At 64.5% G+C, this 24498-nt stretch carries 22 protein-coding genes; 13 read left to right on the top strand and 9 right to left on the bottom strand.

Annotated features, from left to right (window positions below):
• Positions 1 to 30 precede the first annotated feature (30 nt).
• The gene (locus LHU53_RS01810) at positions 31 to 1431 is read left to right on the top strand and encodes an L-serine ammonia-lyase (RefSeq protein WP_227330372.1); all 1401 of its coding nucleotides are present in this window, start codon (positions 31 to 33) and stop codon (positions 1429 to 1431) included.
• A gap of 4 nt (positions 1432 to 1435) precedes the next feature.
• Here the strand turns inward: LHU53_RS01810 and LHU53_RS01805 are convergent, their stop codons facing one another.
• The 5 genes from LHU53_RS01805 to LHU53_RS01785 form a co-directional block, all read right to left on the bottom strand.
• Positions 1436 to 1942 carry a GNAT family N-acetyltransferase gene (locus LHU53_RS01805; protein WP_227330371.1) on the bottom strand — a complete coding sequence of 169 codons (507 nt, stop codon included), beginning with the start codon at positions 1940 to 1942 and terminating at the stop codon, positions 1436 to 1438.
• Entirely contained in the window at positions 1939 to 2217 is a 279-nt protein-coding gene (locus tag LHU53_RS01800) for a DUF1778 domain-containing protein (protein WP_227330370.1), read from the bottom strand. The genes LHU53_RS01805 and LHU53_RS01800 overlap by 4 nt, the downstream gene beginning before the upstream one ends.
• A 131-nt stretch (positions 2218 to 2348) precedes the next feature.
• Positions 2349 to 2807 carry a GNAT family acetyltransferase gene (locus tag LHU53_RS01795; RefSeq protein ID WP_227330369.1) on the bottom strand — a complete coding sequence of 153 codons (459 nt, stop codon included), beginning with the start codon at positions 2805 to 2807 and terminating at the stop codon, positions 2349 to 2351.
• A gap of 116 nt (positions 2808 to 2923) precedes the next feature.
• The gene (locus LHU53_RS01790; protein WP_227330368.1) at positions 2924 to 4204 is read right to left on the bottom strand and encodes an amino acid deaminase; all 1281 of its coding nucleotides are present in this window, start codon (positions 4202 to 4204) and stop codon (positions 2924 to 2926) included.
• Between the two features lie 124 nt (positions 4205 to 4328).
• The gene (locus tag LHU53_RS01785; protein WP_227330635.1) at positions 4329 to 4901 is read right to left on the bottom strand and encodes a 5-formyltetrahydrofolate cyclo-ligase; all 573 of its coding nucleotides are present in this window, start codon (positions 4899 to 4901) and stop codon (positions 4329 to 4331) included.
• 36 nt (positions 4902 to 4937) lie between these two features.
• On the opposite strand from LHU53_RS01785, the gene LHU53_RS01780 reads away from it, so the two are divergent.
• Together LHU53_RS01780 and LHU53_RS01775 are read left to right on the top strand one after the other, a co-directional pair.
• Positions 4938 to 6911 (top strand): lytic transglycosylase domain-containing protein, encoded by a 1974-nt coding sequence (locus tag LHU53_RS01780; protein ID WP_227330367.1) that lies wholly within the window; start codon positions 4938 to 4940, stop codon positions 6909 to 6911.
• Positions 6908 to 7591, top strand: a complete 684-nt coding sequence (locus LHU53_RS01775; protein ID WP_227330366.1) for a glutathione S-transferase family protein — start codon at positions 6908 to 6910, stop codon at positions 7589 to 7591. Before LHU53_RS01780 ends, LHU53_RS01775 begins: the two co-directional genes overlap by 4 nt.
• 21 nt (positions 7592 to 7612) lie before the next feature.
• Here LHU53_RS01775 and LHU53_RS01770 read toward each other — a convergent pair whose 3' ends face one another.
• Both LHU53_RS01770 and LHU53_RS01765 read right to left on the bottom strand, forming a co-directional pair.
• Positions 7613 to 8875, bottom strand: a complete 1263-nt coding sequence (locus tag LHU53_RS01770; protein ID WP_227330365.1) for a GGDEF domain-containing protein — start codon at positions 8873 to 8875, stop codon at positions 7613 to 7615.
• A 6-nt stretch (positions 8876 to 8881) separates the two neighbouring features.
• Positions 8882 to 9511 carry a hypothetical protein gene (locus LHU53_RS01765; RefSeq protein ID WP_227330364.1) on the bottom strand — a complete coding sequence of 210 codons (630 nt, stop codon included), beginning with the start codon at positions 9509 to 9511 and terminating at the stop codon, positions 8882 to 8884.
• Between LHU53_RS01765 and LHU53_RS01760 the strand changes: the two genes are divergently transcribed.
• The 4 genes from LHU53_RS01760 (at position 9506) to LHU53_RS01745 (ending at position 15744) form a co-directional block, all read left to right on the top strand.
• Entirely contained in the window at positions 9506 to 10762 is a 1257-nt protein-coding gene (locus LHU53_RS01760; protein WP_227330363.1) for a multifunctional CCA addition/repair protein, read from the top strand. The genes LHU53_RS01765 and LHU53_RS01760 overlap by 6 nt on opposite strands.
• A 74-nt stretch (positions 10763 to 10836) precedes the next feature.
• On the top strand, positions 10837 to 11559 hold the full coding sequence (locus LHU53_RS01755) for a response regulator transcription factor (RefSeq protein ID WP_227330362.1): 723 nt from the start codon (positions 10837 to 10839) through the stop codon (positions 11557 to 11559).
• The gene (locus LHU53_RS01750; RefSeq protein WP_227330361.1) at positions 11556 to 12986 is read left to right on the top strand and encodes a sensor histidine kinase; all 1431 of its coding nucleotides are present in this window, start codon (positions 11556 to 11558) and stop codon (positions 12984 to 12986) included. Before LHU53_RS01755 ends, LHU53_RS01750 begins: the two co-directional genes overlap by 4 nt.
• Before the next feature lie 118 nt (positions 12987 to 13104).
• Positions 13105 to 15744 (top strand): EAL domain-containing protein, encoded by a 2640-nt coding sequence (locus LHU53_RS01745; protein ID WP_227330360.1) that lies wholly within the window; start codon positions 13105 to 13107, stop codon positions 15742 to 15744.
• Positions 15745 to 15768: 24 nt separating this feature from the next.
• On the opposite strand, the gene LHU53_RS01740 is transcribed toward LHU53_RS01745, so the two are convergent.
• Both LHU53_RS01740 and LHU53_RS01735 read right to left on the bottom strand, forming a co-directional pair.
• Positions 15769 to 17019 carry an ABC transporter substrate-binding protein gene (locus LHU53_RS01740; RefSeq protein WP_227330359.1) on the bottom strand — a complete coding sequence of 417 codons (1251 nt, stop codon included), beginning with the start codon at positions 17017 to 17019 and terminating at the stop codon, positions 15769 to 15771.
• Between the two features lie 105 nt (positions 17020 to 17124).
• On the bottom strand, positions 17125 to 18570 hold the full coding sequence (locus LHU53_RS01735; RefSeq protein WP_227330358.1) for a PLP-dependent aminotransferase family protein: 1446 nt from the start codon (positions 18568 to 18570) through the stop codon (positions 17125 to 17127).
• Positions 18571 to 18709: 139 nt separating this feature from the next.
• Between LHU53_RS01735 and LHU53_RS01730 the strand changes: the two genes are divergently transcribed.
• The 6 genes from LHU53_RS01730 to LHU53_RS01705 all read left to right on the top strand — a co-directional run bounded on the left by LHU53_RS01730 (position 18710) and on the right by LHU53_RS01705 (position 24251).
• Positions 18710 to 19321, top strand: coding sequence for a LysE family translocator (locus LHU53_RS01730; protein ID WP_227330357.1), 612 nt, complete (start codon positions 18710 to 18712; stop codon positions 19319 to 19321).
• A gap of 262 nt (positions 19322 to 19583) precedes the next feature.
• A complete protein-coding gene (locus LHU53_RS01725; RefSeq protein ID WP_227330356.1) occupies positions 19584 to 20300 on the top strand; it encodes an aspartate/glutamate racemase family protein in 717 nt (238 codons plus the stop codon).
• Positions 20301 to 20367: 67 nt separating this feature from the next.
• The gene (locus tag LHU53_RS01720) at positions 20368 to 21294 is read left to right on the top strand and encodes a DMT family transporter (RefSeq protein ID WP_227330355.1); all 927 of its coding nucleotides are present in this window, start codon (positions 20368 to 20370) and stop codon (positions 21292 to 21294) included.
• Positions 21291 to 22562, top strand: coding sequence for a PLP-dependent aminotransferase family protein (locus LHU53_RS01715; RefSeq protein ID WP_227330354.1), 1272 nt, complete (start codon positions 21291 to 21293; stop codon positions 22560 to 22562). Before LHU53_RS01720 ends, LHU53_RS01715 begins: the two co-directional genes overlap by 4 nt.
• A 47-nt stretch (positions 22563 to 22609) precedes the next feature.
• Entirely contained in the window at positions 22610 to 23545 is a 936-nt protein-coding gene (locus tag LHU53_RS01710; RefSeq protein ID WP_227330353.1) for a PhzF family phenazine biosynthesis protein, read from the top strand.
• A 37-nt stretch (positions 23546 to 23582) separates the two neighbouring features.
• Positions 23583 to 24251, top strand: a complete 669-nt coding sequence (locus tag LHU53_RS01705; protein WP_227330352.1) for a histidine phosphatase family protein — start codon at positions 23583 to 23585, stop codon at positions 24249 to 24251.
• The last annotated feature ends 247 nt before the right edge of the window (positions 24252 to 24498 follow it).

The raw sequence follows: 24498 nt of genomic DNA, 5'->3' as shown, positions 1-24498 counted from the left end.
CCCCGCTCTTCAACCCCTCACACACCGTTTATGGCCATCAGCGTTTTTGACTTGTTCAAAGTGGGTATCGGTCCCAGCAGTTCCCACACCGTGGGGCCGATGCGCGCCGCACGGCTGTTTGCGCTGGCGCTGCAGCGCGACGGCCTGCTGGCGTCCACCGCCCAGATCACCTGCGAACTTTATGGCTCGCTCGGCGCCACCGGCAAAGGCCACGGCTCCGACGTGGCAGTAGTACTTGGACTGATGGGCCACGCGCCTGACACGGTGGATGTGGACGCCGTGCCCGGCCTGATGGCGGACGTGCGCGCCACACGGCGGCTCAATGTGCTGGGCAAGCACCTGATCGGTTTTGTGGAGCGTGACCACGTGCTGATGTACCGGCGCGAAGCCCTGGCCGAACACCCCAACGGCATGCAGTTCAGCGCCTTCGACGCGCAGGGTCAGACCCTCAAGGTCGCCAAGTATCTGAGCGTGGGTGGCGGCTTTGTGGTGACCGCGGGCGCCGCCAATGAAGCGGTGCTAACCGAGTATCAAAAAGTACCCTACCCGTTTACCAGCGGTTCTGAGCTGCTACACCTATGCAAGCAGACCGGCAAAAGCATCAGCCAGCTCATGTGGGCCAACGAACGCACCTGGCGCAGCGACGACGACATTCACACGGGTCTGGCCAACATCTGGCAGGTGATGCGCGAGTGTGTGCAGCGCGGCCTGAGCCACCCCGGCACCCTGCCCGGCCCGTACAAGGTGCAACGCCGCGCGCCCGTGCTGGCCGCGCAGTTACGCGAACGTGCCGAGCGCACCCTGGCCGACCCGCTGAGTGTGCTGGACTGGGTCAACGTCTATGCTTTTGCCGTGAACGAGGAAAACGCCGCCGGTGGCCGGGTGGTGACCGCACCGACCAACGGTGCGGCGGGGGTGATCCCCGCCGTGCTGCACTATTGCGACCGCTTTGTGGCACCGTTTCATGGCCGCGACCCGGCGGGGGACGCGCAGCGTGGTGTGAATGACTTTCTGATGACCGCCGCCGCCATCGGCATCCTCTACAAGCTCAACGCATCCATCAGCGGTGCCGAGGTCGGCTGCCAGGGCGAGGTCGGCGTGGCCTGCTCGATGGCCGCCGCGGGCCTGGCGGCGGTGATGGGCGGCAGCCCCGAGCAGGTGGAAAACGCCGCTGAAATTGGCATGGAGCACAACCTGGGCCTGACCTGCGACCCGGTCGGCGGGCTGGTGCAGGTGCCGTGTATCGAACGCAACGCCATGGGCGCGGTCAAAGCCATCAACGCCGCCCGCATGGCGCTGCAGGGTGACGGCCAGCACGTGGTCTCGCTCGACAAGGTCATCAAAACCATGCGCGAGACCGGCGCCGACATGAAAACCAAATACAAGGAAACCTCACGCGGCGGGCTGGCGGTGAATATCGTCGAGTGTTGAGAAATCAGTCCGCCAGCAAGCTCTTGAGGTCTTTGATCAGCAGAAACAAGTGGTAGGGGTCAGACGGGCTCGGCTCAAACTCCCAGGACTGGTACCACTGCCGCGCCGCATCGTCTTTGGCGTGCACCAGCAGGCAGCGAATACCGGCAATGTCTGCGGCACGTGCCGTGCGAAGCAGCGCATCTTTCAGCAGCGCCCGGCCCAGCCCCTGGCCCTGGTGCTGCGCATCCACCGCCAACCTAGCCAGAACCATCACCGGCACCGGGTGGCGCGCCAGCCCTTGGGTCACCCGCTTTGATGCCACGTCCACATCAACACCACCCACCGCCAAACTGTAGAAACCCCTCACCTCGCCCGATTGGCAGCACACGTAAGTTTGTGCACTGTTGGCTTTTTGGTTGACCAGCGCATACCGCTGCAAAAACTGGTTCAGGGCTGGCTGCCCACAATCGAACGCATCAACACCATCGGTCGCGGTCAGTTTGCGAACTGGCTCGTAGGCTGGGCTCAATCCAGCACCCCGGGTTCAGTCAGCAGTTTTTTCAGACGTGGCTTGGGCTGAATCGGTGCATCCAGCGCCGCCTGGAAGGCCTGCCACTGCGCCTCATCCAGCGAAAATTGCCGACGGTCTGCCAACGCCTGGTTGGCGGCCAACACGCCTGCATCGAGCAAAAACTCGCTGACGTTCTTGTGGCAGGCACGCGAGGCCTCCTGCAGCAGTAACTTCACGGTCAGGCTGGCGCGGACATCGATGCGTTCGGACTTGGAAGTATTCAATGTGCTCATGGTGGCTTTCGTTGAGAGCAAGCTTTGATCATACCAGTCCGGACAATATACTGACACTTTTGTTTACATAGGCTGCCAGCCTTTGACGGATAAGCGCGGCTAGCTATTTATTTTGATCGCCGTCGGGCGAATCAGGTGTTCTGGGGCACCGGTTTCCCCATGCTGACGCGCTTCTCCACCACATAACCCAACGACTCGTAAAACGGCGCCACCGCCTCATTGCCGCCCGCAATCTGCAGGTTGATCTTGACGCTGCCCAGCGCCACCAAGGCCTGCTCGGCATGGCGCACCAATGCGGCGCCCACACCCCGATGGCGATGCGCTGGATGCACCGCCACCGAATACAGCCAGCCACGGCGGCCGTCATAACCCGCCATCACAGTGCCCACCACGGTCGCACCGTCCAGGGCCACAAACAGCAGATCATCCTGAACCGCCAATTTTTTGTCGATGACCAGGTCAGGCCGGTTGTGTGCGGCGTCATACGCAAACACCGTGGTCCACAGCGCCACCACCTGCTGGCGGTGGAAGGGGTCAACGTAGTCAACGATAGTGGACAGGTCGGGTAACGCAGTTTGCAAGGGGCTCATAGTTCTTCAACAACAACAGGTTGATCGGGCCATGCACACGCCAAAACGTTTTTATTTGATCATCCAGCATGAAACAACCCGGGGCAAATGGAGCTGGCAAACCTCATCCGATTTTTCTAAAAACACGTTGCCACCGCATCCACCACGTTGTAATCACCATCCACCAGCGGCAGCCAGCGCCATTTGTCAAACGTGGTGCAAGGGTGCGAGATGCCCAGGCAGACGGTGTCGCCCACCTGCAGGGCGGCGTGCTCTGGCCCGATGCCTTGTAAATAAGCATGTTGGTCGTTGAGTTGGATGATGGACCAGTCGGCCGGGGCGGCTTGTAACTCACACGTGCCGCGCGGGTTGACGTGCAACGGCGTCGGCAAAGCCCAGTCATAAGAGATGTCGCGTTTGCCCACCGCCAAAATGGCCAGCCCGGGCTCGGGGCAGGACTGCACATAGGCCCAGACTTCCAACGCCGCCTCCAGAGCGGCGCCGCAGCCGGTGCGCTGGCTCACCGCACTCATCATGCGTTGGTAGCTGCCCTGGTCGTGGGTGACGTAGCAGCCGCTGCGCAGCAGGCCGGTCACCGGGCGGCTCAGTTCCAGCTTCAGGGCGGGCGCCACCAAGTCAAAAATGGCGGAGCCACCGGCGGTCAGCAGCACCTCTTCACCATGAAACAGGTTTTGCGCGTCGCAGGCGCGGGCCACGTTTTGCACCAACGCCATCAGGGCGTTGGCAGTGGGGGCGTCTTTGGCGGTGTCACCGGACGCACCCAGGCCTTCGTAACATGCCACCCCCACCAGGCGCACGGCGGCGCTGTCGTGTAACCATTCGGCGAGATTCATGGCCTGATCGAACGTGCGGCAGCCGGTGCGGCCACCGGGCACGCCGATTTCGAGCAGCACCTCATGGGCCAGCGGCGCCGGGTGGCGCTGGTGCCACCCTTCAATCAGCATCAGTTGCGCCACCGAGTCCACCCAAAAGATCACCCGCAGGCCCGGATGGGTGCGTTTGAGGTCGTCAATGGCGGCCAGGTCGCCGTCGGCAAAGACCTGGTTGGCAATCAGGCAGGCGCGGGTGCCCGCCGCCACGCCAATGCGCGCCTGCGTGACCGTGGCAAAGGTCATGCCCCAGGCCCCGGCGTCGAGCTGGCGGCGAAACAGTTGCGGCGACATGCTGGTTTTGCCGTGCGGCGCCAGGCCCAGGCCGCGGCTTTGGGCAAACTGCTGCATCCAGGCCAGGTTGTGCTGCAGGCGGTCCTGGCGGATCACGGCCAAGGGCAGCGGCAGGTCGCCCCGCAGCACATTCCAGCGCTGCGCGCCGATTTGAGACAGGCGCAACGCAGCGCTGGCGTGGGGAAAACCTTTGTGAGAGGCGTCGATGAGGGGGTCAAGAAGGGTGTCAAACATGGGCGGCCCAGTCAAAAAATGCGGCACGCCAAGTCTGCGGCGCAATGCTTGTCACGGCGGGCCCGAGCTGCCATCGCATGCGGCCCAAAATCAGGGACCAGGATGACATGCCCCGAGGTTCGGGTCACACCGGCCAGACGACACCGTGGTCGTTCAGGATGGCGTCGAGCGGCATGTCGTGGGGTTCGGGCTCGAAATCAGGCAAAAAATCGGTGCCAAAACCCAAGCCCACGGTGAACGGTTTGGGGTCCAGCGTGGCCAGCATGCGATCGTAAAAACCACCGCCATAACCCAGCCGGTAGCCACCCGGCGCGTAGCCCACGCAGGCCACAAACAGCAGCGTGGGCGTGATCACCTCGGTGTCTTTGGGTTTGGGAATGCCGTAGGCGTCGTCTTCCATCGGGCAGCCGGGGTACCAGGCGTGAAAGGTCATGGTCTTGTTGACCTTGTCCACCACCGGCAGGCCGATCTTGCGCAACTGCGGGCGCTCCACCAGCTCGCCGTCTTCCTTCCAGCGGTGCAACGCGGGCAGCGGGTTGAACTCGCCCTTGATCGGCCAATAGGCGCCAATCACCGTGTCCGGGCGCCCCACCAGCCAGATGCGCATGACGCGGCGCAGCAGATCGACACGCCGCTCGCGGTCTGGCAGGCGAAGGCGCTGCGCCAGCAGCTGTTGACGCAAGGCTTTTTTGTCCAGCGCACGTTGTTCATCAGAGTTATTCATAATCTCCACATGCAGTTCAGAACGATTTTGACATTGATTGGCCTGGCCGTAGCGCTTGTCGCACCGCCAGTGGGGGCGCAGTCGGCGTCAGACACCGTGTTGCTGGAAATGAACCAGGCGTTTAAGAAGGGCGACAGCGCCCGCCTGACCGCCCTGTTGCCCGAAACCCGTGGCCACTTGCTGGCGCCCTGGGCCGCCTACTGGGAGTTGCGCGCCCGCCTTGAGACCGCCAGCCCGGACGAGGTAGCCGCGTTTTTCAGCCGCTACCGCAACACCTACCAGGAAGACCGCCTGCGCAACGACTGGTTGCTGTTGCTGGGCCAGCGCCGCGACTGGGCCGCCTATGCGGGTGTGGCCAACGACTTCCGCATGAACGACGACCGCGAGGTGCGTTGCTACACCCTGGCCATGGAACACATCCTGGCCCGGGTCGACTCGGCCGACGAGGTCAAAACCCAGTGGTATGCCCAAAAAGACGCCGGTGACGGCTGCACCCTGGCGGCGCAAAGCCACCTGGCCGCCGGTCAGCTGGCTGAGGCCGACATCTGGCGCAAGGCACGCCTGACCACCGAGGCCCGCCAACTCAACAGCACCCGGCAGGTGGTGGCCCTGGTCGCCCCGGATGCGGCCGTGGCGCTGGACGAAGCGCTGAAACAACCCGCACGTTTTTTGCTCAAACGCACGCCGTCCAACCAGCGCCAGACGCAAGAGCTGGCCGTGCTGGCCTTGATCCGCTGGGCAGATAGCGACCCTGACGCTGCCGCGCAGGCGCTGGGCGAACGCTGGGGCAAACACCTCAGCAACGCCCAGCGCGGCTGGGCTTGGGGCGCCATTGGCAAACAGGCGGCGCTCAAGCTTTCCGACAGTGCTTTGAGGTACTTTCAAAGCGCCAGCCACAAGGGCATGAGTGATGACCAACTGGCCTGGCGTGCCCGTGCCGCGCTGCGCCAGCACCAGTGGCAGGACGCGCTGGACAGCATCGACGCCATGAGCCCGGACGCCGCCAGCGACAGCACCTGGGTTTACTGGCGGGCCCGTGCCTTGCTGCAACCCGGTCGCACCGAGACCGAACGCCAAAACGCCCGCCAGGCGCTGCAGGATGTGGCCAGTGTGCGCGGCTTCTACCCGATGCTGGCGCTGGAAGAACTGGGCCAGCCGATCGACCCGCCTGCCGCGCCCGCGCCACTCACCGCGCTGGAAAAAGAGCGTGCCCGCAGCAACCCGGGCCTGCAGCGCGCCCTGGCCGCCATCGCGCTGGGCCTGCGCAGCGAGGGCGTGAAAGAGTGGAACTACACCACCAACCTGCACAGCCCCGGCGGCATGAATGACCGCGAACTGCTGGCCGCCGCAGACCTGGCCTGCCAGCAAGCCGTGTGGGACCGCTGCATCAACACCAGCGAGCGCACCCGAAGCGTCATCGACCTGGTGCAACGCTTCCCCATGCCACACCGCCAGGCGGTGATTGAGCGCAGCCGCAGCATTGACCTGGACCCGGCCTATGTGTACGGACTCATCCGCCAGGAAAGCCGCTTTATCGTGGATGCGCGCTCGGTGGTGGGGGCTGCCGGGCTGATGCAGGTGATGCCTGCCACCGCCCGCTGGACCGCCAAAAAGATCGGCCTGACCGACTTCAAGCCCGACCAGCTGCATGACCGCGACACCAACATCGCCATTGGCACCGGTTACCTCAAACTCGTACTGGACGACTTTGCCGGCTCCATGCCCTTGGCCGCAGCCGCCTACAACGCCGGCCCCGGGCGCCCACGTGCCTGGCGCGGCCAAGTCGGTGACCCGTCGCTGGAAGCCGCCATCTGGGCCGAAAACATCCCGTTCACGGAAACCCGCGACTACGTGAAAAAAGTACTGGCCAACACCACCATTTATGCCGCCCTGATCACCGGGCAAACCCAGTCGCTCAAAGGCCGCCTGGGACAGGTTGGCCCGCGCGACGTGAGCGCCCTCACCAACCGAGAGCTGCCATGATCAAGCTCTACATTGGCAACAAAAACTATTCCTCGTGGTCGATGCGGCCCTGGGTGCTGCTCAAACACGCCGGTATTGCGTTTGAGGAAATCATGGTCCGGTTTGACGCCTTCACGCCCGACTCGCAGTTCAAAGCCGCGCTCAAACCCATTTCCCCCACCGGCAAGGTGCCCGTGCTGGTGGACGGTGAGCTGGTGGTGTGGGACACGCTGGCGATTGCCGAGTATGTGGCCGAGCAGTTTCCCGACAAACAGCTGTGGCCCGCTGACAAAGTAGCACGGGCTCGTGCGCGCAGCATCTGCGCCGAGATGCACAGCGGCTTCACCAGCCTGCGCAACCATTGCCCGATGAACATCGAAGCCCACCTGCCCGACACCGGCGCCCTGCTCTGGCGCGACCAGCCCGGTGTACGTGCCGATGTGGCGCGCCTGATTGAGATGTGGCGCCCGCTGCTGCAAGCCCACGGCCGCCCGATGCTATTTGGTGACTTCTCGGTGGCCGACGCCTACTTTGCCCCGATTTGCACACGACTTGTCACCTATGCGCTGCCGTTGCCAGAGGACATCGCCGCCTATGTGCAGCGTGTCTGCGCCTTGCCAGGTGTCAAAGCCTGGATTGATGGTGCCTGCGCGGAGCAGGATTTTCTTGACTTTGAAGAGCCCTACCGCCTGCGCCGCTGAACGCGATGCCAGGCGGCCAACCTACACCGCCACTTCCACCCGGCCACCGCCTCCTTGCTTGGCGAGGTACATGGCCGCATCGGCCCGCCTGAGAAGTTCATCCGCGTCGGTGGTGTCTTTGGAAAAGATGGACACCCCCATGCTGGCGGTGCAGTGACAGGTCACAACGTTGGCGTCACCCGGGTGGCCCGAGGGTGCCAACACCAAGGGCACCGCCACCGCCGCCAGCAGCTTGCGGGCAACCGTTTCAGCCACCTGACCTGCGCCGTCGGGCTGGCCATCCACCTGGCTGAGCAGCACGACAAACTCGTCACCCCCCACGCGCGCCACGGTATCCACATCACGCACGCCATCTTTGATGCGTCTGGCCACCTCTACCAGCAGCAAGTCACCCGTGTTGTGGCCATAACGATCGTTGACAGGTTTGAAGTTGTCCAAGTCCATCATGATGATGGCGCCAATGGTGTTGTGGCGCTTGCAACTGGCCATGGCATGGTCCAGTTGATCAAGCAGCAGCCGGCGGTTGGCCAGGCCGGTCAAAAAGTCGTGCGAAGCGTTGAAACTGTTTTCCTCCACCTGTCTGGCCAGCGCTTCCTGACGGGCTGCAGACAACTTGAGGTTACGCATGGCCGACAGTGCCCAGCCCGCGCCCAAAACCACCCCAAACCCCGACAGCACCGCAAAGTACAAATTGAGCCGCGCCACCTCGTCAATGAACTGCTTGGAGCGCTCCAGGCGCAGGTCATGCGCGGCCACCAGCAACTGGTACATCTGCGTGCGCAAGGCCTCGGCTTGCGGCAAAAGCGCCTGCAATGCCTGGCCGTTGGCCTGGGTCGACACCTCTTCCAGCAGGGGATCAGCCTGACGCATGAAGGCGCCCGCGTGCGACAGGCCAATTTTGAAACTTGGCTCGTCGTCCACCCCCTGAACAGGTGCACGCTGCGTCATCAACTGCACCTGCGCAACCATCAGGTTGTATTGCATGCTGGCCTGAGTGAGGGCGTCAATGGACTGCGGGTGTTGCACGGCCTCGCGTAGCGCACTGTGCATCTGCAAACTGCGAAATTGCAGCTTGACGGCATCCCACTCAAAGCCGGTGAAATCCTGCGAGGTCAGCCGCTCCAGGTTTTGCGCCTGTCGGTATTGCACCCAGGCAAAGGCCGGTACCCCCAGCACGGCCACAAACAACACCAGCATCAGCACACGCTGAAATACTGAGCTCTGCGGCTGCTCTGGCGTGATCACGCCCAGGTCAAGCAACCAGGACTTGAAAGGTGTGCGCATGTCGGCTTACTCGACCACGATGCGCGTCAGATGCCAGATCGAGCGGTTGTAGTACAACTCGTCTCTCAAAGCAGGCCGGTCGTCAAAAGGATAAATCAGGAAGATCGGACCACGGTCTCTGACCTTCAGCACCACGCCGTTCATTCGGCGCGAGAGCACCGGATTGAACTGGGCCGCATCACTGACCGGGACCCGTACAAAATAGTCGTCCAGCGCCACCATCCGCAGCCTCTGGCCCCGGGCCCCCACCGCGTCGAGCACGGCTTTGAGAGACGGACCTGTGAAAGTGACAACGCCTTTTTGCCAGGGCGTGGCGGTGACGATCTCCGCTACGGGCAGAGCATCCAGCATGGCGGCGTCAAATTCAGCCAAACCCGGCGCATTGGTCTGGGCAATTTTCCCGCTGACCTGCAACACCACCGGTCCCACAGGCTTGCTCAAGGCCTGTGCCACCGAAGCCAGGGGCGCCAAGACCAATAGCCCGAGCACCCACACCATGGGGCGTATCCGCAAAACGGTGCTCAACATCATGTCCTCCTGGCGGGCTAACGCCGAATTGATATGTTCTTGTTTATGTCCGGCAAATTGTAGGCTGTGGGCTGAAAGGTCGGTTTTCAGTAAACTGCGGGCATGCAAACTTACCTGGTTGGTGGTGCGGTACGCGATGCCCTGTTGGGTTTGCCGGTGAGTGACCGCGACTGGGTGGTGGTGGGCGCTACACCGCAGGCCATGCTTGACCTGGGCTATGTGCCCGTGGGCAAAGACTTCCCGGTATTCCTGCACCCGAAAACCCATGAGGAATACGCGCTGGCGCGCACCGAACGCAAAACCGCGCCGGGTTACCACGGCTTTGCCATCCATGCCGCGCCCGATGTGACGCTACAGGACGACCTGGCGCGGCGCGACATCACCATCAACGCCATCGCCGCCCGGCCCGGCTGGCTCCAGGCCGGCTGCCCAAGCGACTCGCAAGACTTGATTGACCCGTTCCACGGCCAGCAGGACCTGGCCAACAAGGTGTTTCGGCATGTCAGCCCGGCGTTTCGTGAAGACCCGGTGCGCATCCTGCGTGTGGCGCGTTTTGCCGCGCGGTTTGCCGACTTCAGCGTGGCGAGCGACACGCTGGCGCTGATGCGCGAGATGGTGGATAACGGCGAGGTGGATCACCTGGTGCCGGAGCGCGTTTGGCAGGAGCTTAGCCGCGGCCTGATGGAAGCCACCCCGTCGCGCCTGTTTGCCGTGCTGCGCGACTGCGGCGCACTCCAACGACTGCTGCCCGAGTTGGACCGCCTGTGGGGCGTGCCGCAGCGCGCCGACTACCACCCCGAGGTGGACACCGGCGTGCACGTGATGATGGTGCTGGACATGGCGGCCCGCCTGCAGGCCCCGCTGCCGGTGCGTTTTGCCTGCCTGGGCCATGACCTGGGCAAGGGCAACACCCCGCCAGACGTGTTGCCGCGCCACCTGGGCCATGAGGAACGCAGCGCCAAGCTGCTCAAAAGTGTGTGCGAACGCCTGCGCGTGCCGGTGGCCTGCCGCGAACTGGCCGACGTGGTGGCGCGTGAACACAGCAACATCCACCGCTGTCTGGACTTCGGCGCTAGCGCCCTGACACGCCTGCTGGAGCGCTGCGACGCGCTGCGCAAACCGCAGCGCATGCATGACATCCTGCGGGCCTGCGAAGCGGATGTGCGCGGCAGGCTGGGCCATTCTGAGACCGCCTACCCGCAGCGCCAGCGCCTGCTGACGGCCTTGGCGGCCATGCAGGCGGTGGACACCCAAACCATCGCCTCGGAAGCCATGGCGAGCGGAGCTGGCGGGCAAAAGGTAGGCGAACTGATTCACCAGGCGCGGGTGGCGGCGGTGCAAGCCGCGCCGTTGTGCTGAAGCCGCATCAAAAGAATATGTAAGAGCCACGTCAGAACGGCGTGGGAACCCGGCGCTCAGGTATGCTTGCCGACATGTCAAGTTTGCTCATTATTGAAGACGATGATCTGCTGCGCGATGGCCTGAGTGCCCAGCTGTCGCACCTGGGCCACACGGTGACGGCAGCCTCGGATGGCGAGTCGGCGCAGCGTTTGCTGGAGGTCAACCGCTTTGACGGGGTGGTGCTTGATCTGGGCTTGCCCCGCATCAGCGGCATGGAGGTGCTGCGCTGGATCCGCAAGCGGCTGCCGGCGCTGCCGGTGCTGATCCTGACCGCGCGCGACGGCGTCGATGACCGGGTACAGGGCCTCAACGCCGGGGCCGACGATTACCTGACCAAACCTTTCGAGATGGCCGAATTGCAAGCGCGCGTGGGGGCCCTGCTGCGCCGCGCCCGCCTGCCCGCCTTTGGTGGCAGTCTGGAAGTGGCCAGCCATGCCACCCGGCGCCTGCGGGTGGACGCCACCTTGCCGCAAGCCTGGCTGGGTGACGAGGCACTGGAACTCACCCAGCGCGAATGGGCCCTGCTGTCCTTGCTGGTGACCCACGCCGGGCGTGTGGTCAGCCGAGAAGACGTGCTGGAAACCTGGCAGGCCGAGCCGGGTGACAGCGCGGCGGGCACCGCCGCGGCCACCGGCGTGGCATCGAATGCGCTGGAGGTCTATATCCACCGCCTGCGCCGCAAGCTGGTGGACTCGGGGTTGAACATTCGCAACGTACGCGGCCTGGGTTACATGCTGGAAACCACCCCGTCATGACCGACACGGACAGCCCGGCACCGGCGGCACCCGGGGGCCAGGGGCTGTCGCTCAAGCGCCAGTTGCTGATCTGGCTGCTGCTGCCCCAACTGGTGCTGCTGCTGGTGGGCGGGGCGCTGGCGTACCGGGTGGCGCAGAGTTATGCCAACAAGGCCATTGACCAGTCGCTGACCCAGTTGGTCCGCTCGCTGTCGCGGCAGGTCAAGCCGATTGGCTCCGGCCTGCTGATCGACTTTCCGCGCGCCGCCCAGGACATCATCGAACAGGACCCGGACGACCGGGTCAGCTACATGGTGTCGTCGCCGCCCGGCAGTTTTCTGCTGGGCAACGCCAAGCTGCCCGATGCGGCGGCAGACACCCGCAACGACCAGGTTCTGCTCTACACCACGGCCGTCGATGGCAAACCGATGCGCCTGGCCCTGCTGGAGCTGGACTACGGCGAGGCCAACGCGCCCCAGCGCCTGCGGGTGCAGGTGGCCAAAGGCCTGGCGGTGCAACAGCGCCTGACCAACGAGCTCATCGCTGACATGCTGGCGCCCTTGCTGCTGCTGGCTGCCCTGTTGAGCATGCTGGTGTATGGCGGCATCACACGCGGGCTGCAGCCGCTGATTCGACTGCAGGCGCAACTGGGCAGTCGGCACACCCCCAGCGTGTCCGCGCTGTCGCCCATCGAGCTGACGCAGGCGCCGCAAGAGGTACACGCACTGGCCACCGCCGTGAACCAGCTGCTGTCGGCGGTGCGGCGCAGTCTGGGCCAGGAAAAACGCTTTTTGAACGACGCCGCACACCAATTGCGCACGCCGCTGGCCGGGCTCATCAGCCAGACCGAGCTGGCCTTGACCGAGACCGACCCGCAAGCCCTGCGCGCGCGGCTGAACAAGGTGCTCTCGGGCGCGCAGCGCAGCGCCCACCTGGTGCACCAGCTGCTGTCGCTGGCGCGCAACGAGGTGGAAGTCAAGCTGCAGCCGCTGGACGTGGCCGCGCTGGCGCGCGAGGTCGCGCGCGAGTGGACGCCGCGCGCGGTGACGCAGAAGATCGACCTGGGGTTTGAAGGTGCTGACCATCTGATGGTGGACGGCGCGCCCCTGCTGCTGCGCGAGGCGCTCAGCAACCTGATCGACAACGCATTGACCTACGCCGGCCCCGGCACGGAGGTGACGCTGATGGCCCATCTGCTCGAAGGCCAGGTGGTGCTGGAGGTGCAGGACAACGGCGTGGGCCTGTCGGCACAGGACATGACGCGGGTGTTTGAGCGCTTCTGGCGCGCCAGTGAGCTGCCCGGCGGCTGCGGCCTGGGCCTGGCCATTGTGAAAGAGATCGCGCTGCGCCACGGTGGCCAGGCAGCGGTGTTGCCCAACGTGCCGCACGGGCTGCGGGTGCAACTGCGGTTGCCGCCCCTGGGCACGACCGCCGCGCCGCCCGGCTGAACCACGCGCCAAAGTGCTGCCCGGGGTGCAGCGCCAGCCGCTGCCGTGCGATACTGAATCATCGCCTCGCTCACGCTGGTCTTGCCCCCTTGGCGGACAGCCGCAGCAACGCTTTCAAGTGAAACAAGCAGCCCACACCGCCCACCTGCCCACCACCGCCAGTGACCCCACCACGGCGGCGAACGACAGCGCGCCTGCTGGCGTGAGCCGCCCCGCCCCTGCTGACGAGGCTGACAACCCCTGGCGGCTGGCACTGGAAGGCTCGGGCGCAGGCATCTGGGAATGGGATTTGCTCACCGGTGCGCAGCGCCACTCGGCGCGCTGGGACGAGATCCTGGGCTTTGATGCCGGGCAGCCTACCCCGAGCTTTACCGAGTTTCTGACGCACGTGCATCCGGATGATGTGGCCCCCTTGCAAGACGCCATCGCGGCATACCTGGCCGGGGATTCGCCCGATTACGTGATTGAACTGCGCATGCGGAGCCAAGACGGCCGCTGGAAGTGGCTTTTGTCCACCGGCACCATCGTCAGCCGCGATGCCCAGGGCCGACCCTTGCGCATGATCGGCACCCACACCGACATCTCCGAGCGCAAGGCGGCCGAACAAGCGCTGGTCCAGCTCAATGCCCACCTGCAGGAAAAGACCCGCCTGCTGCGCACCACGATGGACCACATCAGCCAGGGCATCCTGCTGTTTGATGCGGACAAACGCATCATTGGTTTCAACCCGCGCGTGTGTGAGCTGCTGGAGGTGAGTGCCGAGTTTCTGGCCGCCCGACCGCTGCTGGCAGAGCTCAACGCGCTGCAACACAGCAAAGGCGATTTTGGCCCGCAGACCACCCGGGTGGCGGAACACGCCCGCGACTACGTCAACAGCACCGGCATGGGCGAGCCACCGCCGCACTATCTGCGCGAAACCCCGCAGGGGCGCATCCTGGAGGTCAAAAGCAAACTGCTCGACGATGGCACCATGGTGCGCACCTTCGCCGATGTCACCGACTACATCCTGATTAAGCAGGCGCTGCAGAGCAATGAAGAGCGCTGGAAACTGGCCCTGGAGAGCACGGGCGACGGCGTCTGGGACTGGCACATTCCCAGCGGTGAGGCGTTTTTTTCCAAAAGTCTGCTCGACATGTACGGCCTGAGCGAAGACGACATCGCCAACCACCCAGGGGGAATAGACCAGCGCACCCACCCCGATGACATCGCGCAGATGGAGCAGGCGCGCCAGGCCCACTTTGATGGCCTGAGCCCAACCTATGTCAACGAGCACCGGGTGCGCTGCCAGGACGGCTCTTGGAAATGGGTGCTGACCCGCGGCATGGTGATCAGCCGCGACCCGCAAGGCCAGCCGCTGCGCATGATCGGCACCCACACCGACATCAGCGAACGCAAGGCGACGGAGGCGACCATCTGGCAACACGCCCACTTCGACACCCTGACCGGCCTGCCCAACCGCCGCCTGATGCGCGAGCGCCTGGCCCAGGAGATCAAGAAATGCCGCCGTGACGAACAGCAACTGGCGCTGCTGTTCATCGATCTGGACCGCTTCAAGGAGGTCAACGACACGCTGGGCCACGACCGCGGCGACCAACTGCTGATGGATGCGGCGCGACGCATCACCGCCTGCCTGCGCGAGGTCGACACGGTGGCGCGCATGGGCGGCGACGAGTTCATGGTGATCGTGACCGAGTTGACGCAGGTGACCGACCTGGAGGGGGTGTTGCACAAACTGCTGGCCTCGCTGGGGGCGGTGTTCCAGCTCGGGCTGGACCAGGTGTTCATCTCGGCCAGCATCGGTGTGACCCTCTACCCGGGCGATGCCCAGGAAATCGAAGACCTGTTGAAAAACGCCGACCAGGCCTTGTACGTGGCCAAAGGCGGCGGGCGCAACCGTTTCAGTTTTTTCACCCAGGCGCTGCAGGAAGCCGCACAGTGGCGGGCCCAGCTCACCCGCGACTTGCGCACCGCGTTGACCGAGCAACAGTTCCGTGTGGTGTATCAGCCCATTGTGGAACTGGCCACCGGCGCCATCCACAAGGCCGAGGCGCTGGTGCGCTGGCAGCACCCCACACGCGGGCTGATCAGCCCGGGTGAGTTCATCCCGGTGGCTGAGAGCAGCGGGCTGATCGTGGCGCTGGGCGAATGGGTGTTCCAGCAGGTGGCCGAGCAGGTGCGCCAGTGGCGCCAGACCTTGCATCCGCAGTTCCAGATCAGCATCAACAAGTCGCCGGTACAGTTTGAAAACCCCAATCCTCAGGCCACCCCCTGGATTGAGCAGTTGCGCACGCGCGGGCTGGGCGGCGACAGCATCGTGGTGGAAATCACCGAAGGCCTGTTGCTGTCCACCAGCGAGGGCGTGGTGGAACAGCTGCTGACCATGCGCGACGACGGCATCAAGGTGTCGCTGGACGACTTTGGCACCGGCTATTCGTCGCTGGCGTATCTGCAGAAGTTTGACATTGACTTCATCAAGATCGACCAGTCGTTTGTGCGGCAACTGGTACCCGGCTCGACCGACCTGGCCTTGTGCCAGGCCATCATCGTGATGGCGCATGCGCTGGGCATCCAGGTGATTGCCGAAGGCATCGAGACCGAACACCAGCGCGCGCTGCTGGCTGCTGCGGGCTGTGACTATGGCCAGGGTTACCTGTTCTCGCGCCCGGTGTCGGTGGCCGACTTTGTGTGGACACGCCAGCTGCTGCTGGAGGCCGCCGCGCAGGTGGACGCCGCCGCACAGCCGGAATGGTCGATTTAGTCAGACCGCGACGATCTCCCCGGCTCACCGCACTTCAGCCGCCTGGGCGATGCGCGTCAGGCCATCGGCCACACGGAGGGTGTCGTCGTTCCAGAACTGACTGACAGCCGCCCTGATGGCGATTTCGGCTGCGGGCCTGATGGCCATGCCGTGCGCCACCGACGGCAACAGGCTGCCGGCCTTGCTGGCGGCCATGAAGTCCTGGCTGGACAGCTTGGCGCAATCATCAAACTTGGCCATGTCCATGGCCAGGCGCACCGGGATCGACCCCTTGTTCAGGTTGAACACCTCCTGGAACTCCGCCCCCATGATGGCTGCAGCCAGGTCGCTTTGGGCTTTTTGGGCCTTGGCATCTTTCAGCTTGAACATGGCAAACGAATCCACGTTGAAGGTGTAAGCGTTGCCGGTGCCAGGTGCCGCCGCGCAGAGATAGTGCTTGCCCGGCACCTTGCCAGCGGCGGTGAACTCACCCTTGGCCCAGTCGCCCATGAACTGAAAGGCGGACTTTTCCTGGATCACCATCGCGGTGGCCAGGTTCCAGTCGCGCCCTAGGGAAGCGGCGTCGGTGTAACGCTTGACCTTGCGGAAGGTTGCCAGCGCCTGGGCCATGGTCTGGCTGGTCAGCGCTTTGGGGTCCAGCTTGACCAATGCGTCCTGGTAAAACCTGGCGCCCCCCACACCCAGCACCACCGACTCGAACGTGGTGAAGTCCTGCCAGTCCTGGCCGCCGTGGGCGACCGGGATAAAACCCGCCTTCCTGATTTTTTCGGCATCGGCAAAAAACGCCTCCCAGGTCTTGGGCACGCCCGTCACACCGGCTTGTTTCAGCACCGCGACGTTGACCCACATCCAGTTCACGCGGTGCACATTCACCGGCGCGGCAACATAACGGCCCTTGTACTTCATGCTGTCCGCCACCGCCTTGGGCAGCAGTCTGTCCCACTTCTCGGCCCGGGCGGTGGCATCCAGATTGGCCAGCACCCCTTCACTGGCCCACGCCTGAATGGCCGGGCCTTTGATCTGGGCGGCCGCGGGCGGGTTGCCGGCCATCACCCGGCTCTTGAGCACGGTCATGGCGTTGTCACCACCCCCACCGGTCACCGCAAAATCTTTCCAGGTGTGGCCTTTTCTCTGCATGATTTTTTTCAGCTCACCGACCGATCTGGCCTCGCCACCCGATGTCCACCAGTGCAAAACCTCCACCTCGCCGGCCATGGCTGTTGACACCGCCACCACACAGACCACGGCGCTTGCCCATTGAGAGAGTGTGACCATGAGAACTCCTGATTGCGTTGATACGGACCGATGCGGCGTTGCACGCCTGGCTGGCCGGTGAACCCTGAGGGTTGTACCTCAGATTGGGCCGCGCCGGTCTGCTAGTCAGATCGAGGCGCAAACCTTTTGAAAGACCTGCCAAAACGGTGCCTCCTGCGTGGTGCAGAAGTTGATGCGCATCAGCGTGCCCGGTGTGCGGTTGGCATGAAACAGCGAACCGGGCGCCAGCAAATACCCCACATCCAGCATGCGCTGGGCCAGCGTGTCGGTATCTACCCCGGTATCCACCCAACCAAACAGGCCCGCCGGGGGCGCAGCAAAGGTACAGCCTGCCGCCAACGCCAGTTTGACACTGCGACCCCGCGCCTGGTCCAGTCGGGTGCGCACCTGCTGGGCGTGCCGGCGCAACTGGCCTTGTTCCATGCACCAGGCCAGCGCCTTTTCCAGCAAGGCCGGGGTGGTCAGGGTGGCCAGCAGCTTGGTGTCAAGCAAGGACTCAAACAGGTGCGTGGGCGCCGCCAAAAAGCCAACGCGCCAGCCTGGCACCAGAATTTTGGAGAACCCGCTGACATACAGGGTGCGTTGCAGCCCGTCCAGCGCGCTCAGGCGGGTGGCGTGCTCGGGCGCGAGGTGGCTGTAGGTGTCGTCTTCCACGATAAGGAAGTTGTGCGCATGGGCCAACTGCAGCAAGCGGTGGGCGCTGCCCGGGCTCAGGCAGTAGCCGGTGGGGTTGTGCAGCACACTCACACTCACAAACAGCTTCGGGCTATGCAGCTCGCAGTAGCGCGCCATCACCGCCAGGTCCGGCCCGTCGGGCCCGCGTGGCACCGGCAGGATGCGCATGCCCAAAGCGTCCAGCCGGGCAAATTCGATGGCCCAGCCGGGCTCTTCCACCATCACGCAGTCACCGGCGCGCAGCAGCGTGCGGCTGACAATGTCCAGCGCGTGGGTGGCCCCCACGGTGGTGATGATTTGCTGGGCAGATGCCGGAATGGCCAAGGCCTGCAGCCGCACTGACAGCGCCTGGCGCAGACCCAGGTCGCCTTCGGGCTCACCATATTGGAGCGAGAACGCCTTGAGTTGCGCACCACTGGTGACGCGGCGGATGGCGGCGGGCAAAAAAGGCGTGTCCAGCCAGTCCGGCGGAAAAGCACCCAGACCCGGTTGTGGTTTGTCGCTGCCGCCCTGGAACATGCCCCGGATCAAGGCGGTGGCGTTGACCGGCACATGCTGTGGCACAACCCCCGCCAAGGGTGCGGTGCCCAGGCTGCGCGAGGCCACGCCTTGAACGGCGTCCGGCCGTTGATCCATCGCCGCAACCGCCCGGTTCCTGATGAAAAACCCGCGGTTGCGCTGCGCCTCCACCAGGCCCTGTGCCAGCAGTTGGTCGTAAGCTGCCACCACCGTGCTGGGGCTCACCCCCTGCTGCTGGGCACACAAGCGCACCGAGGGCAAGCGGCTGCCCGGTGCCAGCAAGCCGGTGGCGATGCGCTCAGCAAAACGCGCCGCCAGTTGCCCGGACAGTGACTGGGTGAGGGTTTTGACCAACATGGGCGGCTTTCTGTGAAGGCGGTGGCGGCTGTGTGGTTCAACAGAACAATACAGATTCGTTCAATGTTTCTTAAAGTGTACTGCAGCTGTATTGTCTTTAAAGCTACAGTCAAGGCCATGACACGCCACCACCGCCACCATGACTGCTGCTGAATTGACCGCCCTGCTGGTGTTGTGCACGGCCGCCAGCTTCACGCCCGGCCCCAACACCACGCTTTCAACCGCGCTGGCGGCCAACCTGGGCCTGAAGCGCGCGCTACGTTTTGTGCTCTCGGTGCCGGTGGGCTGGGGCCTGTTGTTCAGCCTGTGCGCGGCGGGTGTGGGCGCGCTGGTGATGGCGGTGCCCGCGCTGCGCATCGGCGTCCAAATCGTGGGTGTGGGGTATTTGTTGTGGCTGGCCAGCAAGCTGTACCGCGCCAACACGCTGGCACAGGCCGATGCCGGGCAACTGAAGGTGACCTTCTGGCAGGGCGTGATGCTGCAGTTTCTGAACATCAAGGCCTGGATGCTGGCACTGACCGTGGTGGCGGGCTGGCTGGCCGGGCGCGACGATGCGCTGCTGCGTTTTGCCATGGTGCTGCCCATCTTGCTGCTGTTTGGCCTGGCCAGCAACCTCACGTACGCGCTGATCGGCACCCTGCTGCGCCGCTGGCTGGCCGACGCAGCGCATGGCGGGCGACGCCTGCGCTGGTTCAACCGCAGCATGGCGGCGGTGCTGGTGGCGACAGCAGCATGGATGAGTACCTTCTGATGCCTTGTGTGACAGATCAAGATTTGCGGAGCAAATTTGCTCTGTTACCAACTGATCAGAGGATGTCCGGCTGTTTGCCTTGTGTGACAGACCAAGATTTGCGGAGCAAATTTGCTCTGTTACCAACTGATCAGAGGATGTCCGGCTGTTTGCCTTGTGTGACAGACCAAGATTTGCGGAGCAAATTTGCTCTGTTACCAACTGATCAATGGCTGTCCGGCTGTTGGCCTTGTGTGACAGATCAAGACTTACGGAGTACACCATGAAGACACTGGGCCTGATAGGCGGCATGAGCTGGGAGTCCACCGTGCCGTATTACCAGCAGATCAACCAAACGGTTCGCCAGCAACTGGGCGGGCTGCATTCGGCCAAGATCATCCTCTACAGCGTCGACTTTGCCGAGGTGGAGCAGTTGCAGATGACCGGCCAGTGGGACGCCGCAGGCAGCCTGCTTGTCAACATCGCCCGCAAGTTGGAAGCTGCCGGTGCCGACGCGCTGGTGATCTGCACCAACACCATGCACAAGGTGGCCGACGCCGTGCAAAGCGCGGTGACCATCCCGCTGCTGCACATCGCCGACCCGACCGCGCAGGCCATCCGGCAGGCGGGGTTCGACACCGTGGGCCTGCTCGGCACCCGTTTCACCATGGCGCAAGACTTTTACCGCAGCCGCCTGGAAGACCAGCACGGCTTGACGGTACTCACACCCCCTGCCGACGACCAGGCGTTGGTGCATCAGATCATCTTCAACGAGCTGTGCCTGGGCCAGGTGCTGGATGCCTCGCGCCAGACCTACCAACGCATCATCCAAGACCTTCAGACCCAAGGCGCTCAAGCCATCATCCTGGGTTGCACCGAGATCGCCATGTTGATCGGGCCACAGCACTGCGATTTGCCGCTGTTTGACACCACCGCATTGCACGCCCAAAGCGCCGCGCTGTGGGCGCTGTCGGATGGGTCGGCGAAAGGCAGGCCATGAGGCACGGCCAGCGGATGCGCCAACACCTGGTTTTGCCAGGCCGCCGGGGGTCTGCGCTTTGAAGTCCATGCCACACGAAACGCTGGGCATGTGGCTGGGCGTGCTGGGGGTCGCCATGTTTGCGGTGACGTTGCCGATGACGCGCCTGGCCACCGGCACGGCCGAGGCACCGCAGTTGTCGCCGTGGTTTGTCACGTTTGGCCGGGCCGCGCTGGCGGGCGCGTTGTCGGTGGTGTTTCTGTGGGTCACCCGTTCTGCCCTGCCCACCCCGGCGCAGCGCAAGCCGCTGGCCATGGCGCTGCTGGGCAATGCCCTGGGTTACCCGCTGCTGCTGGGGTTTGCGCTGCGCCACGTCAGCTCGGGCCACGCAGCGGTGATCACCGCGCTGCTGCCGCTCACCACGGCGGCCATTGCGGCGCTGGTGCTGCACCAGCGGGCGCGGCTGGGGTTTTGGGTGTTTGCCGGGCTGGGCAGCGCGCTGGTGGTGGTGTTTTCACTGTATCGCGCGGTCCAACAGGGGCATGGTTTTGGCCTGGAATGGGCTGACTTGCTGTTGCTGGGTGCGGTGCTGGCCGCCTCCATCGGCTACGTGTACGGCGCGCAAGTGACCCACGCGCTGGGCGCCGAGCGGGTGATTTGCTGGGTGTGTGTGATGGCGCTGCCGCTGAGTGTGCCCGGCGCGCTGCTGACCTGGCCCGCGCACAGCGTGGCCATGTCGGCCTGGCTGGGCCTGGTGTACGTGGGCGTGTTTTCCATGTGGGCCGGCTTTTTTGCCTGGTACCGCGGCATGGCGATGGGCGGCGCGCTGCGTGTCAGCCAGACCCAGTTGCTGCAGCCGTTTTTGAGTATTCTGGCCGCCGTCCCGCTGCTGGGCGAGCCGTTGGAGATCGTCACACTGGGCTTTGCCCTGGCCGTGATGGCCACCGTTTTTCTGGGCAAACGTTTTTCGACGCCCGCGCCTGTTTTCATCGTTGTATCAAAGGAAACTGTATGACCGCCTCCTTGCCCCCGGGCGCCCCTCACTCCCCCTGGCAGCTGTCCCGCCGCGCCGGGCGCATGAACCCCTCGGTGATCCGCGAAATCCTCAAGGTCACGGAAAAGCCCGGCATCATCAGTTTTGCCGGGGGTCTGCCCTCGCCCAAGACCTTTCCGGTAGTCGAGTTTGAGGCGGCCTGCGCCAAAGTGCTCAAAGACGACCCGCAAGGTGCGCTGCAATACGCCGCCAGCGAAGGTTTTGCCCCACTGCGCCAGATGGTGGCCAAGCAGTTGCGCGCCCAAGCCGCTGCGGCTGGCCTGACCTGGGCCGTGGACCCGGCGCAGGTGCTGATCACCACCGGCAGCCAGCAGGGCCTGGACCTGGTGGCCAAGGTGCTGGTGGATGCGGGCAGCAAGATTCTGGTCGAGTCGCCGACCTACCTGGGCGCGGTGATGGCCTTCATGCCGATGGAGCCCGAGGTGGTGAGTGTGGCCAGCGATGACGAGGGGGTGGACATGGCCGACTTGCGGGCCAAGGCCGAGGGCGCACGTTTCTTGTATGTGCTGCCCAACTTCCAGAACCCCACCGGCAACAGCCTGAGCGAAGCACGCCGCGCGGCCTTGAGCACAGTAGCTGCCGAGCTGAACCTGCCGCTGATCGAAGACAACCCCTACGGTGACCTGTGGTTTGACACGCCACCACCGGCCCCCCTGAGCGCCCGCAACCCCGAGGGCTGCATTTACCTGGGCTCGTTTTCCAAAGTGCTGGCGCCGGGCCTGCGGCTGGGCTTTCTGGTGGCGCCCAAAGCGGTGTTCCCCAAACTCCTGCAAGCCAAGCAGGCGGCTGACCTGCACAGCCCCGGTTTCAACCAGCGCATGGTGGCCGAGGTGATGAAAGACGGTTTTCTGGACCGCCACGTCCCCACCATCCGCGCACTCTACAAGGCCCAGCGTGATGCGATGCTGGACGCACTGGCGCACAACTTTGGCGCCCTGCCCGCCGCGGATGCGCCCCTTGACGAACGGGATGCGCGTCTGGTCTGGAACCAACCGGCGGGCGGCATGTTTTTGTGGGCACGCCTGCCCAAGGGCATGAACGCCGAGGCGCTGCTGCCGCTGGCGGTGGACCACGGCGTGGCCTTTGTGCCCGGCGCACCGTTTTACGCCGACCACGGCGATGAGCGCACGCTGCGCCTGAGTTTTGTCACCCCCAGCGTGGCCGAAATTCACCGGGGCGTGGCGGCGCTCGCGCTGGCGATCAGCCAATACGCCGCGCTCTGCCGTTGACAAAGCGCGCGACGAGTTCAAACCGCATCGAGCAAGGAGCTATCACCATGCCACAACGCCCCTTCAACCAAGTCGACGTCTTCACCGACACCCCTTATCTGGGCAACCCGCTGGCCGTGGTGCTGGACGGCACCGGGCTGGACAGCGACGACATGCAGCACTTTGCCCGCTGGACCAACCTGTCTGAGACCACCTTTGTGTTGCCGCCCAGCGACGAAGCACGTGCGCAAGGTGCCGACTACCGCGTGCGCATCTTCACGCCTGGCGGGGAGCTACCGTTTGCCGGTCACCCCACGCTGGGCAGCTGCCACGCCTGGCTGCAGGCGGGTGGTGTCCCGCAAGCCCACACCCACATCGTGCAGGAATGTGCCAAAGGCCTGGTCACCCTGCGTCGCGACGGCAGCCAGCTTGCCTTTGCCGCCCCACCCTTGCAACGCAGCCAGCCTGACCCGGCGCTGGTGGGCCAGGTGGCGGCCGCGCTCGGGCTGGAGGCGCAGCACATCCTGGCCAGCCAACTGCTGGACAACGGGCCGGTCTGGCTCGGCTTGCAGATCAACAGCCTGGAGGTGCTGCTGGCCCTGCAGCCCGACCACCAGCGCCTCAAGGCCTTGGGGCAAAAAGTGGGGCTGGTCCATGTTGATCCAGGTCACACCGCCACAACGCTAGTCGCCCGGTCCAACCGCGAGGCACGCGCTTTTGGCCAGCGATCGGGCACGGTCGGCCACCCGGTTGACGCGCCCGGCCTGACCGTGCGTGCCTTTGCCGCACCGATTGGTGTGCCGGAAGACCCGGTCACCGGCAGTCTGAACGCCAGTCTGGCGCAGTGGCTGATCGCGGAAGGCGTCGCCCCCACCCGCTACATCGCCACCCAGGGCACCTGCCTGGGCCGCCACGGCCAGGTGTTTATTTCGCAGGACAACACCGGCCAGGTGTGGGTGGGTGGCGACTCGGTGACGTGTATTGCGGGCTTTGTTCACCTCTGACGCGCCAAACAAGCACGACCGTGCTTAAATCTGCGGCATGGCCACCCTGTTCCTTGTTCGTCACGCCCAGGCATCGTTTGGCACGGCCGCGGACGGTGCGCTCAGCCCCTTGGGGCAGAGGCAAAGTGTGCAGCTGGGTCGCCACTTTGCGGCTAGGCAACAGCGGTTTGACCTGATCCTGAGTGGCACCCGGCACCGCCATACCCAGACCCTGGCCGGTGTGAGCGAGGGCATGGGCACCGCGCTCGAAGCCCAAACCTGGCCAGGTCTGGATGGTTACGACAGCCAGAAGCTGATGGCGACGGTGCACCCCGAGCCCCTGCCAGACGCCAGCCCCGCCGGTCTCTTCGGCCAGCAGGCCCGGCTGTTGCGCCAGGTCTTGCTGCAATGGATGCTGGGTCGCGACCAACCCGTCGGCTTGCCACCCTGGGCGGATTTTCGTCAGGGGGTGATGGAGGTGCTCACCCAGGTGCAGGCCAGCGGCGCTGACAACGTGTTGCTGGTCTCAAGCGGCGGCCCGATCGCCTGTGCCATCGGCCAGGTGCTGGCCACACCGCCCGCCGCCACGGTGGAACTCAACCTGCGCCTGCGCCACACCTCGGTCACCGAATTCGCCTTCGATCCCGGACATCTCGCGTTGCAAACCTACAACACCCTGCCGCATATGGACAGCATCGAATTTGACAGCTGGATCACCCACGGCTGAAACGGCTGCAACAACCGCTCTGCAGTATCAGGAACCGATGACAGGGGGGCGAAACTGTGGATGGGCCGAGACTGAATTCTTCACACTTCGCACTTTGTTGGCTGACTCAGGACGGCGTGGCATGACCCGTCCTGAATTGCGTTGACACTCAGAACGGTTGAAAAGTGCCGGGGTTAACCGGCGATAGACGCCCGATGCACCACATCGGGCGTTTGCATTTTCAGCGATAAATGCGGTCGTTCCGTGT

This window comes from Rhodoferax sp. U2-2l, assembly GCF_020594515.1.
GTDB lineage: Bacteria > Pseudomonadota > Gammaproteobacteria > Burkholderiales > Burkholderiaceae_C > Rhodoferax.
This window is presented reverse-complemented; position numbering and strand designations above follow the sequence as displayed.

Bases quoted from the DNA above. Each gene is read 5' to 3' on its own strand.
- LHU53_RS01720 (WP_227330355.1), top strand. From the start codon at position 20,368: ATGCCACACGAAACGCTGGGCATGTGGCTGGGCGTGCTGGGGGTCGCC.
- LHU53_RS01810 (WP_227330372.1), top strand. From the start codon at position 31: ATGGCCATCAGCGTTTTTGACTTGTTCAAAGTGGGTATCGGTCCCAGC.
- LHU53_RS01715 (WP_227330354.1), top strand. From the start codon at position 21,291: ATGACCGCCTCCTTGCCCCCGGGCGCCCCTCACTCCCCCTGGCAGCTG.
- LHU53_RS01725 (WP_227330356.1), top strand. From the start codon at position 19,584: ATGAAGACACTGGGCCTGATAGGCGGCATGAGCTGGGAGTCCACCGTG.
- LHU53_RS01800 (WP_227330370.1), bottom strand. From the start codon at position 2,217: ATGAGCACATTGAATACTTCCAAGTCCGAACGCATCGATGTCCGCGCC.
- LHU53_RS01770 (WP_227330365.1), bottom strand. From the start codon at position 8,875: ATGCGCACACCTTTCAAGTCCTGGTTGCTTGACCTGGGCGTGATCACG.
- LHU53_RS01775 (WP_227330366.1), top strand. From the start codon at position 6,908: ATGATCAAGCTCTACATTGGCAACAAAAACTATTCCTCGTGGTCGATG.
- LHU53_RS01750 (WP_227330361.1), top strand. From the start codon at position 11,556: ATGACCGACACGGACAGCCCGGCACCGGCGGCACCCGGGGGCCAGGGG.
- LHU53_RS01705 (WP_227330352.1), top strand. From the start codon at position 23,583: ATGGCCACCCTGTTCCTTGTTCGTCACGCCCAGGCATCGTTTGGCACG.
- LHU53_RS01740 (WP_227330359.1), bottom strand. From the start codon at position 17,019: ATGGTCACACTCTCTCAATGGGCAAGCGCCGTGGTCTGTGTGGTGGCG.
- LHU53_RS01760 (WP_227330363.1), top strand. From the start codon at position 9,506: ATGCAAACTTACCTGGTTGGTGGTGCGGTACGCGATGCCCTGTTGGGT.
- LHU53_RS01790 (WP_227330368.1), bottom strand. From the start codon at position 4,204: ATGTTTGACACCCTTCTTGACCCCCTCATCGACGCCTCTCACAAAGGT.
- LHU53_RS01795 (WP_227330369.1), bottom strand. From the start codon at position 2,807: ATGAGCCCCTTGCAAACTGCGTTACCCGACCTGTCCACTATCGTTGAC.
- LHU53_RS01710 (WP_227330353.1), top strand. From the start codon at position 22,610: ATGCCACAACGCCCCTTCAACCAAGTCGACGTCTTCACCGACACCCCT.
- LHU53_RS01730 (WP_227330357.1), top strand. From the start codon at position 18,710: ATGACTGCTGCTGAATTGACCGCCCTGCTGGTGTTGTGCACGGCCGCC.
- LHU53_RS01735 (WP_227330358.1), bottom strand. From the start codon at position 18,570: ATGTTGGTCAAAACCCTCACCCAGTCACTGTCCGGGCAACTGGCGGCG.
- LHU53_RS01755 (WP_227330362.1), top strand. From the start codon at position 10,837: ATGTCAAGTTTGCTCATTATTGAAGACGATGATCTGCTGCGCGATGGC.
- LHU53_RS01780 (WP_227330367.1), top strand. From the start codon at position 4,938: ATGCAGTTCAGAACGATTTTGACATTGATTGGCCTGGCCGTAGCGCTT.